The 12,318-nt window shown below is 60.1% G+C and carries 16 protein-coding genes; 8 read left to right on the top strand and 8 right to left on the bottom strand.

Annotation, left to right across the window (positions count from 1 at the left end):
* Positions 1-25: 25 nt before the first annotated feature.
* The gene (locus tag H4P12_RS05050; RefSeq protein ID WP_187792538.1) at positions 26-325 is read left to right on the top strand and encodes a hypothetical protein; all 300 of its coding nucleotides are present in this window, start codon (positions 26-28) and stop codon (positions 323-325) included.
* A gap of 198 nt (positions 326-523) precedes the next feature.
* Complete coding sequence (locus tag H4P12_RS05045; RefSeq protein ID WP_187792537.1) at positions 524-1,270, top strand: DUF2268 domain-containing putative Zn-dependent protease; 747 nt, start codon at positions 524-526, stop codon at positions 1,268-1,270.
* On the opposite strand, the gene H4P12_RS18700 is transcribed toward H4P12_RS05045, so the two are convergent.
* The 5 genes from H4P12_RS18700 to H4P12_RS05020 form a co-directional block, all read right to left on the bottom strand.
* On the bottom strand, positions 1,271-1,930 hold the full coding sequence (locus tag H4P12_RS18700) for a rhomboid family intramembrane serine protease (RefSeq protein ID WP_187792536.1): 660 nt from the start codon (positions 1,928-1,930) through the stop codon (positions 1,271-1,273).
* Positions 1,931-2,128, bottom strand: coding sequence for a Trm112 family protein (locus tag H4P12_RS05035; RefSeq protein WP_187792535.1), 198 nt, complete (start codon positions 2,126-2,128; stop codon positions 1,931-1,933).
* Positions 2,125-2,751 carry an LON peptidase substrate-binding domain-containing protein gene (locus tag H4P12_RS05030; protein ID WP_187793307.1) on the bottom strand — a complete coding sequence of 209 codons (627 nt, stop codon included), beginning with the start codon at positions 2,749-2,751 and terminating at the stop codon, positions 2,125-2,127. Before H4P12_RS05030 ends, H4P12_RS05035 begins: the two co-directional genes overlap by 4 nt.
* Positions 2,752-2,766: 15 nt before the next feature.
* Entirely contained in the window at positions 2,767-3,675 is a 909-nt protein-coding gene (trxA, locus tag H4P12_RS05025; protein WP_425498207.1) for a thioredoxin, read from the bottom strand.
* Positions 3,676-3,789: 114 nt separating this feature from the next.
* Positions 3,790-4,575: an exodeoxyribonuclease III gene (locus H4P12_RS05020; protein ID WP_187792533.1), complete on the bottom strand. Its 786-nt coding sequence runs from the start codon at positions 4,573-4,575 to the stop codon at positions 3,790-3,792.
* A 153-nt stretch (positions 4,576-4,728) separates the two neighbouring features.
* Between H4P12_RS05020 and H4P12_RS18695 the strand changes: the two genes are divergently transcribed.
* The 3 genes from H4P12_RS18695 to H4P12_RS05010 all read left to right on the top strand — a co-directional run bounded on the left by H4P12_RS18695 (position 4,729) and on the right by H4P12_RS05010 (position 7,123).
* The gene (locus H4P12_RS18695) at positions 4,729-5,421 is read left to right on the top strand and encodes an MFS transporter (protein WP_246448949.1); all 693 of its coding nucleotides are present in this window, start codon (positions 4,729-4,731) and stop codon (positions 5,419-5,421) included.
* Positions 5,337-6,050 carry an MFS transporter gene (locus tag H4P12_RS18690; protein ID WP_246448947.1) on the top strand — a complete coding sequence of 238 codons (714 nt, stop codon included), beginning with the start codon at positions 5,337-5,339 and terminating at the stop codon, positions 6,048-6,050. Before H4P12_RS18695 ends, H4P12_RS18690 begins: the two co-directional genes overlap by 85 nt.
* A gap of 98 nt (positions 6,051-6,148) precedes the next feature.
* Positions 6,149-7,123 (top strand): glutathione S-transferase family protein, encoded by a 975-nt coding sequence (locus H4P12_RS05010; RefSeq protein ID WP_187792532.1) that lies wholly within the window; start codon positions 6,149-6,151, stop codon positions 7,121-7,123.
* A gap of 247 nt (positions 7,124-7,370) precedes the next feature.
* Here the strand turns inward: H4P12_RS05010 and H4P12_RS05005 are convergent, their stop codons facing one another.
* A complete protein-coding gene (locus H4P12_RS05005; protein ID WP_187792531.1) occupies positions 7,371-8,057 on the bottom strand; it encodes a response regulator transcription factor in 687 nt (228 codons plus the stop codon).
* A gap of 144 nt (positions 8,058-8,201) precedes the next feature.
* Here H4P12_RS05005 and ribA point away from each other — a divergent pair, with 144 nt between their 5' ends.
* Positions 8,202-9,260, top strand: a complete 1,059-nt coding sequence (gene ribA / locus H4P12_RS05000; RefSeq protein ID WP_187792530.1) for a GTP cyclohydrolase II — start codon at positions 8,202-8,204, stop codon at positions 9,258-9,260.
* Positions 9,257-9,772, top strand: a complete 516-nt coding sequence (locus H4P12_RS04995) for a L,D-transpeptidase family protein (RefSeq protein ID WP_187792529.1) — start codon at positions 9,257-9,259, stop codon at positions 9,770-9,772. Before ribA ends, H4P12_RS04995 begins: the two co-directional genes overlap by 4 nt.
* Positions 9,773-9,781: 9 nt before the next feature.
* Here H4P12_RS04995 and H4P12_RS04990 read toward each other — a convergent pair whose 3' ends face one another.
* Positions 9,782-10,435, bottom strand: coding sequence for a YggS family pyridoxal phosphate-dependent enzyme (locus H4P12_RS04990; RefSeq protein ID WP_187792528.1), 654 nt, complete (start codon positions 10,433-10,435; stop codon positions 9,782-9,784).
* A gap of 71 nt (positions 10,436-10,506) precedes the next feature.
* Positions 10,507-11,538 carry a porin gene (locus H4P12_RS04985; protein WP_187792527.1) on the bottom strand — a complete coding sequence of 344 codons (1,032 nt, stop codon included), beginning with the start codon at positions 11,536-11,538 and terminating at the stop codon, positions 10,507-10,509.
* Between the two features lie 268 nt (positions 11,539-11,806).
* On the opposite strand from H4P12_RS04985, the gene H4P12_RS04980 reads away from it, so the two are divergent.
* Entirely contained in the window at positions 11,807-12,283 is a 477-nt protein-coding gene (locus H4P12_RS04980) for a DUF3576 domain-containing protein (protein ID WP_187792526.1), read from the top strand.
* Positions 12,284-12,318: the final 35 nt, after the last annotated feature.

The following is a 12,318-nucleotide window of genomic DNA, read 5'->3' as shown; positions in this document are numbered from 1 at the left end:
GGTTCTGTCCAAAAGGTAAATCTGGGTGAAATTCTATTCCGTCTATCAAACCCTCTGTTCTGTGGGGTTTATCCTTCTTATCGCCCATACCCGGGCTTATCAGGAAGCCCACTGGCCAGAGGGGCGGGTCGTATATGTCCATCCGTGGGTGCTGGTCATCGCCTATATCTTGGGGATACTGGCGTTGATATTCGGCACCGCGGGCACTCGTGATCCCGAACTTGGGCCGCGCCTTGATCGGTTGATGCCGATGGCGGCCTGGATGTTGCTGCTGTGCGGCGTGGTGTTGATGGCGATCTTTTTTCCCGGACCTTATGCACCGTAATGGCGTAAAGGCGTAACTCGCATCATGGATGCCCGTCGCGTGAGCGGGGCGCTGCACAGCAGTTTCTGGCGTAACGTGGTGATATGGACACTGCGCCATTCTGACCGAGCCGTCGTCAGTGCGCCGTTCCGCCGATAGTGATCCGGCACCGACGCTTTGGGCTGGAACAGTCCTGCTGAACCTGTGAAAATACGCGCCATGACCGTCTGGAACATCCATTTTTTGAATTCTCGTAACGACGTCACCCTGGTGATGAGCGAGGTTCGTGCCGCCACGCGGGATGCCGTCGCAAAGGTATCCGAGCGCGCTGATCTGCCCCGGTTCGATCTGGTCGTCAGGGCCGGCAGTGACGTGATCCCGGACTGGGGCGTGGCGGGCCATACGCCTGCCGCCGGGGTGGTTTATCTGACCGTGAACCCGGACCGCTTTGATGCGGCGCTGACCGTTCGCACGCTGGTGCGTCAGATGCACCACCTGATCCGGTGGGACGGGCCGGGTTATGGCAAATCGCTGGGCGAGGCGCTGGTCAGCGAGGGGCTGGCCGGGCATTTCGTTCTGCAGGTCCTGGGTGGAAAGCCCGATCCGTGGGACGTGACGACCCTGGCGACGGGCCTTGCCCGCAAGGCGATGAACGAATGGGCGCGACCGGATTATGACCATGCGCGCTGGTTCCAGGGCAAAGGCGATATCCGCAAATGGGCGGGCTACGGTCTGGGCCACAAGCTGGTGGCTGAGCATCTGGCCCAGAATACGGGTGCGGATGCGGTCACCTTGGCCACCACACGCGTTGACGCCTTCCGCCCGACCATGCGCAAGCTGGTCAATGAGGATGGTCCGGCGCCGCTGCGCGATGGCGGCGATGAGGGGGAACCCTTTTCAGATGCAGCCAATGACGCCGCCGGGACGACAGAGGAAATGGAAAAACCGGCTGACAGCCAGGGGTGATCAGCGGCGCACCGGCATGAAGGCCAGTGCGACGCCCATCAGCAGCCCGGCCAGCGCACCGCCCAGATGGGCCTGCCATGCGATTGACGGCATCAGGATCGTCAACCCGACATTCAGCACCAGCAACCACATGACACCGCGCCACAATTGCCCCATCGGCCGCTTGCGGCGCAGACCCACGATGGCCGCATAGCCCACCAATGCCCCCGCCAACCCGAAGATTGCACCAGAGGCCCCGACCATCGGGCCAGCCTGTGGGTCCATGATCGCGAACAGCAGCGCCGCCGCGATCTGACTGACGGCATAGATCAGGAACATCCGCAGCGGGCTGATCATCCGCTTCAACTCTCGCGCCAGAACGGCCAGCGAGATCATGTTCATGGCCAGATGCATCAGACCCGAATGCAGCAGTCCATAGCTCAGGAACATGACAATGGGCTGCGCCGGATAGGCCCCTTGATTGGCCCAAAACACCGGCGACCAGAAGCCTCCGATGATAAAGACAAAGGTCCGCAAGCGGGGATCATAGGCAAGATTTCCCAGGACCAGCGCCAGTTCGACCAGACAGCAGATGGCAATGACGGCAATGACCCACAGGGGCAGCTGCTGCCGGAGGCCCACGGTCTCGGCGGCGCGGGTGCGGTAAGGATGATCCTGCACTTAACGATCCGCTTTGATCTGGCGCGCTTCGTCGATCAGCATGATCGGAATGCCGGCGCGAATTGGAAAGGCAAGTCCGGCTGCTTTCGACACCAGTTCCTGCCCCTCTGCGTCATAGGACAGCGTGGTATGCGTCACCGGGCAGACCAGAGCCTCAAGCATATGGCGGTCAAATGCGGGGGCGGTGGTATCGTTCATTGCAAGGTTTCCTCGTTGTCGCCGTTGCGCAGCGTGAATTCGATCAGGCCGAACAACAATTCGCGCCGATCCGCAAGGCTGGGCGATTCCAGCAATGCTTGTTTATCACCGACAGAAAACGGCAGCATCATCGACAATGAGTTGATCAGCAATTCATCATCCGCGGTGGCCGCAGGGCCAAGATCGGTCGAAAAATCATGCGCCCGCATAAAGCGGCGCAACAGATGCAGCAGCGCCTCTCGATCCAGTCCGGGATCCTGCTCGGGGCCTTTCAGATCGCGGTCGAACGGCGACCAGTCGGCCTGCCCGCTGAGATAAGGGGCGAAGCCCTGATCCGAATCGATCAGACGAAAGCGCGACACAGCCTTGAGCGAGATCATCATCCGCCCGTCATCCGTTTCTGAAAAGGCAATCACCCGTCCTGCGCAACCAATGGCAGAGAGCTTGTCCCCGTCGGGCTGGATCATGCCGATCATCCGATGGTCGGTTTTCAACGCATCATCCAGCATCTGCAGATAGCGCGGCTCGAAGATATGCAGCGGCAGACGCGACCGGGGCATCAGCACCACCCCCGTCAGCGGGAACAGTGCGATACGTCCGGGCAGGTCAAAGCGGATGGGCATTGTCACCCTTCTGGATCAGGCAAAAATCATGGATGACAGGCGCCGCCGGCCTTTTTGTCCCACCGGGTCGGTTGGCTTCAGGCTGTCAAAGATGGTCAGCAATTGCCGCTTTGTCGCGCCATCATTCCATTCGCGGTCGCGGCGAAAACTGTCCAGCAGAACCTCGATCGCTTGTTCGATGTCGCCCGCCGCATGCAGGGCCTGCGCATAGTCAAGGCGGGCTTGCTGATCGGCGGGATCGGCCTCGACCTTGGCTTGCAGTTCGCCCAAGGGACCGGCGTTCTCGGCCTGCCTGGCAAGTTGCAGCGCAGCGCGTGCGGCCTCGACCAGCGGCGATTTGGCCGGGGCTTCGGGCACGCGGGCCAAGGCAGCTTCTGCGCCAGCCAGATCTTTCTTGGCTAGATGCGCACGGACCAACCCGCCCCAGGCTTCGGCGCTGTCGGCATCTTCTTCGGTGATCGCGGCAAAGGTTTCGATGGCGTCATCGATGGCGCCTTCTTCCAGCATCGCTTCGGCCGCTTCGATGGCGTCGCCCAAGCCACCGTCGTCACCGCCAAGGGCAATCAGCTTGTCCACGAATTGCTTGATTTCGCTTTGTGGCAATGCGCCCTGAAAGGCATCAACCGGCTGGCCTTTGAAAAAGGCATAGACCGTCGGGATCGACTGCACGCGCAATTGCCCTGCGATCATCTGGTTTTCATCCACATTGACCTTGGCCATGCGGACGCGGCCCTTGTGCTTGGCAACCTCGGCTTCCAATTGCGGGCCAAGGGTTTTGCACGGGCCGCACCACGGCGCCCAGAAATCAACGATGACCGGAACGTCCATCGACTTTTCGACGACCTCGGCCATAAAGTCAGCCTCGGTCACGTCCTTGATGAAATCGCCGGCCTGGGGCGCATTCTGTGCGCCGTCAAAAAGCATGGTCATATTGTCCCCGGAATCTGGGTTCGTATCTGATTTTCCGTAATATGGGGCGTTCGCGGCCAGAACGAAAGGGGCAGATGCCCGAACGAATCGGCCAATGTCAGCTTTGCCCTAGAGATCAAAGGCCGCAAAGACGGGCACATGGTCGCTGGGCTGTTCCCAACCACGCACCGCGCGCAGGATGCGGCTGCCGTGACCGGCATTGGCGATATCGGGTGTGGCCCAGACATGGTCCAGCCTGCGGCCCTTATCCGCTGCGTCCCAATCCTTTGCGCGATAGCTCCACCACGAATACAGCAGGCCCTCAGGGATATCCTTGCGGGTGATGTCGACCCAGTTTCCTGCGTCCTGGGCCGCGCCAAGATGTTCAACCTCGATCGGCGTGTGGCTGACGATTTTCAGCAATTGCTTGTGCGACCAGACGTCATCTTCGCGCGGAGCGATGTTCAGATCGCCGACAAGGATGGATTTCTGTGGGTTGTCGGCATGAAAGGCATCGCGCATCTCGGTCAGGAAATCCAACTTTTGCCCGAATTTGATATTCTGTTCGCGGTCAGGAATGTCGCCACCTGCCGGAACATAGAAGTTATGGATCGTGACGCCATTTTCCAGCCGCGCGGCGACATGACGGGCATGGCCCAGACCGGCATAATCGCGATCACCGGCATCTTCCAGCGGCAGGCGCGACAGGATGGCCACGCCATTATAGCCCTTTTGCCCACGCGCGATGATGTAGTTGTAACCAAGGGCACGGAAAGCCTCTAACGGGATCTTCTCGACCGGTGATTTGCATTCCTGCAGACACAGGATGTCCGGGCTGTCCTCGCGCAACAATCGCGCGACCAGCCCTTCACGCAGACGGACCGAATTGATGTTCCAGGTGGCAAGTGTGAACATGCGGGCTCTCCTTTGTCGCGGGGAACCTAAACATTGGTTCCGGTCGTGTCGAGTTTCCGGGCAACAAGAAAATGCTGCATCTGCGAAATCACGGCTTGGTGAATTGAGTGGGTCGCGTTAAGCATTTCGCCAAACTATCTGCAACAGAGGGCAATGGCGATGCAGATGACGGTTGATGAGGCCCTGGCGCGCGGAGGTGCTGGCCGGTTTCAGTGGCGCTTGCTGGGTATTTTCGGTCTGGTCTGGGCGGCGGATGCGATGCAGGTCATCGCGGTCGGCTTTGCCGCACCATCCGTCGCCGCGACCTTCGGGATCGAGCGGGTCACGGCGTTCCAGATTGGCACGCTGTTCTTTCTGGGCATGTTCGTGGGGGCATTTGCCTTTGGTCGGATCGCCGACCGGATTGGGCGGCGCAACATCCTGATGCTGACAGTCCTGATGGACGCGGTTTTCGGAATGGCGTCGGTTTTTGCACAGGATTTCACCGTGCTGCTGGTGCTGCGCTTTCTGACGGGCGTGGCGGTGGGCGGCACGCTGCCGGTCGATTACGCGATGATGGCCGAATTTCTGCCCCCCAAAAACCGAGGCCGCTGGCTGGTCTGGCTGGAAGGTTTCTGGGCCATTGGCACGATCATCGTTGCGCTGACGGCATGGATTGCGGCATCGCAAGGGGCTGCGGCGCCGTGGCGCTGGATCTTTGCCGTTGCGGCGGTTCCGGCGGTGATCGGGTCTTTCTGCGCCTTTGGGTGCCGGAATCACCCATGTATCTGGTCCGCAAGGGTCAGCCCGACGCAGCAAAGAAGGTCGTCAATCGCGTGCTGGCAGCCAATGGCGTCCAGACGCTGACTGACGATGTCGAACTGGTCACGGCCAATCGGCCAAGCGGCGCGGAAACGTCGATCTTTTCCGATATGCTGCGCAGCCGCACGATTGGGGTGCTGGCGGTCTGGTTCCTTGTCTCGCTGTCTTATTACGGGGTGTTCGTCTGGGTGCCCGGACAGTTGGCCACCGAAGGGTTTGGCTTTGTGCGAGGTTACGGCTTTCTGGTCATCCTGGCCTTGGCGCAGATCCCCGGCTATGCCTTGGCCGCCTGGGGGGTCGAGGCCATCGGACGCCGGGTCACGCTGCTGGGCTTTCTGCTGCTCAGCGCCGCGGGCTGCGCCCTGTTCGCGGCGGCAAGCAGTGCTGGCGTGGTCGCATTCGCCCTGATCCTGATGAGCTTTGCCTTGCTGGGCACATGGGGGGCACTCTATGCCTTTACCCCCGAACTGTATCCGACACATCTGCGCGGGACCGGCATGGGCACGGCCAGCGCCATGGCGCGTCTGGGCGGCATCCTTGCGCCAAGCCTGCTTGGTTTTGTCTTTGCCAAGGGGTTTGGGTTTGCCATAGGGGCATTCGCCTTGCTGCTGCTTCTGGCGGCTGCGGCGCTGCTGATGGTCAAGACCGAAACCCGCGATCAGGCCATCGCCTGATCGGATTTCCCGAAACCCGCTTTCGGGCGGGTTCCGGTTGACCAAATCGCCCCGAAGCGCCCTTATTCCTGTCATGCGTCGCAGGAAGGGAGGCCGTTTTGGGGCAGCTGGTTAAAGGCGTCTGGAAAGACGAGTGGTATGATACCGAAAGTCAGGGCGGCGAGTTTGTCCGCGACACCTCGAAATTCCGCAATTGGGTAACGGTGGATGGTGCGCCCGGACCGACGGGCGAAGGCGGCTTCACGGCGGAAAGCGGGCGGTATCACCTGTATGTTTCCTATGCCTGCCCGTGGGCGCATCGCACGCTGATCTTTCGCGCGCTGAAGGGGCTGACGGATCATATCGGCGTCTCGGTCGTTCATCCCGACATGCTGGGTGAGGGGTGGGAGTTTCGGACCGATTTTCCGGGGGCCACGGGTGACGCGCTGTTTGCCAGCCAATACATGCGCGATATCTATCTGCGGGCCAATCCGCAGGCGTCGGGGCGTGTGACGGTTCCGGTCCTGTGGGATCGCCAACAAAATACCATCGTTTCGAATGAAAGCGCGGATATCATCCGCATGTTCAACAGCGCGTTTGATGGCATCACCGGCAATACGGACAATTATCTGCCCGACGATCTGCGCGAGCGTTGTGATGCGCTGAACAGCCGTATCTATGACAGCGTCAATAACGGCGTCTACAAGGCGGGGTTCGCCACCTCGCAAGAGGCTTATGACAAGGCCATCGGACCGCTTTTCGACAGCCTGGACTGGATCGAGGGGGTGCTGGCCGAAAATCGCTATCTGGCAGGAGACCGCGTGACCGAGGCGGACTGGCGTCTGTTCACAACGATCTGCCGCTTTGATTCCGTCTACCACACCCATTTCAAATGCAATCGCCGCCAGATCGTCCAATATCCGAACCTGTGGGGCTGGGCGAAGGAATTGTATCAATGGCCGGGTATCGCCGACACCGTGCGCCCCGATCATTTCAACCGGCACTATTACTTCAGCCACGACATGATCAATCCGAACCGGATCATTCCTATCGGACCTGACATCGACTGGTCCGCGCCACATGGCCGGGGCTGATTTCCATGCGTGGTAAAAGAAAACCCCGGCGGGGGAAACGCCGGGGCATCAGAGAGGAAGGGGTTGTGGCCGTATCCGCCGACCACTGGGCTTCGGGCACATAACTTCCGGGCATCGCATGGGTTCCACCGAAAGCGACCCCGAAGGCCAGTGATACAATATCGTGAACAGGAAATGGCACGGCGACCGCCCCATCATGCAAAAGACCCGGCAGATGCCGGGTCTTATCGCAAAATTTTCGGGGGGATCAGGCGACCAGACGATAGCCGCCCGATTCCGTCACCAGCAGCCGCGCGTTCGAGGGATCGGGCTCGATCTTCTGGCGCAGGCGATAGATATGGGTCTCCAGCGTATGCGTCGTGACACCGGCGTTATAGCCCCAAACTTCGTGCAGCAGAATGTCACGCGGCACGACCCCGTCCTGTGCACGATACAGGAACTTCAGGATGTTGGTTTCCTTTTCGGTCAGGCGGATCTTGCGGTCCTTCTGGTCGATCAGCATCTTCATCGCCGGCTTGAACGTATATGGGCCAAGCTGGAAGATGGCGTCTTCCGACTGTTCATGGGTGCGCAGCTGCGCCCGAAGGCGTGCCAGCAGAACCGGAAACTTGAACGGCTTGGTGATATAATCATTCGCACCGCTGTCCAGGCCCAGAATCGTGTCGGCATCGGTATCGTGCCCGGTCAGCATGATGATCGGGCATTTCACATTCAGCTTGCGCAGCTTCTTGCACAGCTCGCGACCATCGGTATCGGGCAGGCCGACATCCAGCACCACCAGATCAAAGATGGCGCCTTTCGTGGCCTCGACGGCCCCTGCCCCTGTTCCGGCCTCGGATACGTCAAACTCATCCGTTGCCACCAATTGCTCTGCCAGGGCCTCGCGAAGGTCTTCTTCGTCGTCGACCAGCAGGATTTTTTTCAGTCCGGCCATGTTGCCTCCTTCGGGTTCATTGCGCAAATGAGTGAGGGCGAACTCGGCCTGCGTCCAGCAACATGTCGAAATTCTCACATGGAGTTGTCGCAGAAAGCCACTATGTTTCAAAATGTTTCAAATTTGCAGGACTGCTAAGCGATCATGAGCCTGATACCAACCCTTGCCGAAACCGCATCGCGGGCGCGCGCCGACCTGCGCATGGGCCTGCCCGTGGTGATCGGTGGCTATCTGGCCGTGGCGGTCGAGACATTGTCGGCGGATCGTTTCGCGGCCATGCGGGCGATCGCGCGACCGGTTCTGACATTGACCGCGCGGCGAGCGGAAACGCTGAAGGCGCGGGTTTATGACAACGGTCTTGCCCGCGTGCAGGTGCCCGAGGATGCCGATCTGGGCTGGCTGCGATCCTTGGCCGATCCTGCGGGCGATCTGATGACGCCGATGAAGGGGCCATGCTTTACCGAACGCGGTGGCGATGTGCTGCCGCATCAGGCCGCGTTGGCGCTGGCCAAATCCGCGCAGCTCTTGCCGGCGATGCTCATGGTTCCCTCGACACCCTTGCCGGATCTGACACAGATGCAACCCGGCCCGCTTCTGGCATTTCTGGCCAGTGAAGTTGCGATGACCCCGGTTGCGGCCGCACGCCTGCCATTGATCTCGGCAGAACGATCGCGTCTGCATATCTTCCGCCCAGATGATGGCGGCTCCGAACATTACGCCATCGAAATCGGCGATCCCCCTCGCGATGCTCCGGTGCTGGCACGCCTGCATTCAGCCTGCTTTACCGGCGATGTGCTGGGCAGCCTGAAATGCGATTGCGGACCACAGCTTCACGCGGCGCTGAATGCGATGGGCCGGAATGGGGCAGGTGTGCTGCTTTACCTGAACCAGGAAGGCCGGGGGATCGGGTTGGCCAACAAGATGCGGGCCTATGACCTGCAAAATCAGGGATTTGATACGGTCGAAGCCAACCATCGGCTGGGCTTCGAAGATGACGAACGCGATTTCCGCATCGGTGCGGCGCTGCTGCGCAAGCTGGGCTTCCACGCGACGCGGCTGATGACGAACAATCCGCGCAAGGTGGCCATGCTGCAAAGCCACGGCATCGATGTGACCGAACGTGTGCCGCTGATCACGCAGCGCAACCGCTTCAACACGGACTATCTGGATACCAAAACCAGCAAATCGGGGCATCTGCTGTGATGCCGCTCGATATGGTCCTGACGCCCAAGGGGATCCGCTTCATGGGCCGGACATTTCCATGCAGCATCGGCAAGAACGGGATTACAGGGGCCAAGCGTGAGGGCGATAAATCGACGCCTGCGGGCATGCATCACATCACCGGCCTGTGGTATCGTCCCGACCGCCTTGCCGCGCCTGCACCTTGGGCGCGACCGATTGGCCCGGGCGATCTGTGGTGCGACGCGCCGGAACATGCGGCCTATAACCATCACGCGAAAGCGCCGCTGGCCGACAGCCACGAACGCCTGCGCCGCGCCGATCCGCTTTACGATCTGATCCTGACGACGGATTGGAACTGGCCCGATGCCATTCCCGGCTGGGGATCTGCCATCTTCCTGCACCAATGGCGCCGCCCACGCTTTGGCACCGAAGGCTGCATCGCCTTTGCACGCCGCGACCTGATCTGGATTGCGGCACGTGCTGAACCCGGCACACGCGTGATCGTGCCTTCTTCTTTGTCTAAATACCCATAAGACCACGGTTCAACCGTAATCTCGTTCGCCAAAGATGGCCGATCCGACGCGAATATGCGTCGCCCCTTGGGCAATGGCGGCTTCAAAATCCGCGCTCATCCCCATCGACAACAGGGGCAGGTCGTTCTGCACCGCCAACTGGCGTAGCAGGCTGAAATGGGGCACCGGGTCTTCGCCCTCTGGTGGAATGCACATCAGCCCCTGCGGCGACAGGCCAAGGTCGCGACAAGAGGCCAGAAAGCCCGGCAATTCATCCGCCAGAATCCCCGCCTTTTGCGGCTCATCCCCGGTGTTCACCTGGATGAACAGCTGCGGGCTGCGGCCCTGTTCCTGCATTTGCGCCGCAAGTTTGCGGGCCAGCGTCATGCGATCAAGCGTGTGGATTGCGTCAAACAACTGCACCGCCTGCCTTGCCTTGTTGGATTGCAGCGGCCCGATCATGTGCAGATCAACGCCCGGAAAGCGTTCGCGCCAATCGGGCCATTTGCCCTGCGCTTCCTGCACATAGTTTTCGCCAAAAACGCGCTGCCCGGCTGTCAGCACAGCCTCGACCCGGTCGGGGGGTTGCACTTTGCTGACGGCGATCAAGGTCACGCTGCCGGGCGCACGGCCCGCAGCAGCTTCGGCATCCGCAATGCGGCGTTTGATATCATCCAGTCCCATGAACGCGACAAGACAAAAAGAAAAGAGCGGGCGCAAGGCCCGCTCTTTCCAAAAAGACTGTGATCTTGCGATCAGAAGTCGAAGCGTACGCCCATGTCGGCGGTCACACGCTCGTTGTAGTCGCGCTGCAGCGAAGCACCCAGACGAGCACCGCCCAGATCGTAGTTGACGCCGATACCGAACGAGTTGTCGGTTTCTTTCGCGTCCCAGTCACCGCTGTTGTTGGCGATGTAGGCTTCGATGTTGGTCAGGCCGTCGGCCAGGGTGTAGTCACCGTACAGGGTGATGGTTTTACCCAGATCGTTGTCTTCGTGGTTGATCCAGTAAACGTCGCCGTTGTCGTAGTAGTTCAGGCCGATGCGGGCGTTGTCCATGACGGCATAACGTGCACCAACGAAGTACTGGTCATTGTCATCGAAGCCGTTGCCGTTCAGGACAGCAGCTGCCGACAGTTCCAGACGCTCGTTCCAGACATAGTCAACTGCGAAGCCGATTTCTTCTTTGCCGTCGCGGCCTTCGGTGCTGACCGCATCGATGATGCCATCGCCGTCGATGTCAAAATAATCAACGCCCGACTGGTCCGGGTCAACATACGAAGCCTGAACGGTCAGGTCGCCGACCGAGTAGACAACGCGAACGCCGTTATACTCTGGATCTGCCAGCGAGTTCGATTCGTAGGCGAAGAAGTCGCCCAGCGGGTTACCGCCAGCCGAGAAGTCATACGAACCCAGTTCCGATGCGTACATCAGGCCTGCCGAGTCGAACGCGGTGTCGATGTTGCCGACTTCAACGGTGAAACCGTTCGAAGTGACCCACAGTTTGCCAGCGTTCAGCTGACCTTCGTTTTCAGCGTTCTGATCCCACTGCAGACGGAAGCGAGCACCGAAATCAACACCCTGATCGCTCGAGGTCGATGCGTCGATGTTCATACGCAGGCGCGAAATGACCTGCGTTTCGTTTGAGCCTTCGCCGCCCAAGCCGCGACCAGCCGCGTCTTCGTAATAAATCACACCGGTACGGCCATAGCCCGAGATGGTTACGTCGGCTGCTGCAACACCGGCGGTCAGAACCAGCGCGGTGGAGGCGATAAGAGCCTTTTTCATGGTCATGTTCCCTCTTGTCTCTCTGATGCCCAAATCGGAATTCCCGTCTTGGGTATGACAATGTGTTTCCCCTTTTCGCCCCCACGATGCAACGGAATCGCGTTGTTGCAGAGGTCATTAGCCAAATCTGTGATGCAACCGAGCCACACATTTGTGTTCACCCAGTGCCGGGATTGTGTCTGACGATGTGGAACCGCTTTTCCAAGCGACTTGTAGCAAAAGTATGTTCGGGCTAAAGCTTCGCGTAACGCGACAAACGGGGGACTGAATGAAAATCGCACACGCCGCGCGGCTGATCTGTGTCACGACGCTGTGCGTCGGTCTGGCTGCTTGTGGTGGCCGTGGGAATAATGGTTCCGGCCCCCTGGCAGATAACGACATGAATTCCGAGGTGCGCAAGACGACCATCTGGGATCTGTTCGGAAACTCGGAAAACCCGAACAATACCGTGGGCGTGAACAAATATCTGTGGAATGCCAGCCTTGACGTGCTGAACTTTCTGCCGATCCAGACGATCGATCCGTTCACCGGCGTCATCGTCACTGGTTACGGCACACCGCCCGGCGGCGGTCGTTCCTATCGCGCCACGATCAAGATCAGCGATCCGGCACTGGACGCCCGCAGCCTGAAACTGTCGCTGCAAGGTCCGGGCGGCGGCGCTGTCGAGCCGGGCACCGTTCGCGCGGTCGAAGATGCGATTCTGACCCGCGCCCGTCAGCTGCGGGTTCAGGACGGTCGTCTGTAGGAAACAGCGCCCTATATATAAGCGGTGCGTCTGGT

The sequence above is a fragment of the Paracoccus amoyensis genome, from assembly GCF_014490725.1.
In the GTDB taxonomy this organism is placed as follows: Bacteria; Pseudomonadota; Alphaproteobacteria; order Rhodobacterales; family Rhodobacteraceae; genus Paracoccus; species Paracoccus amoyensis.
Note: the sequence above shows the minus strand (reverse complement) of the source record. Positions and strands in the feature narration are given on the sequence as shown.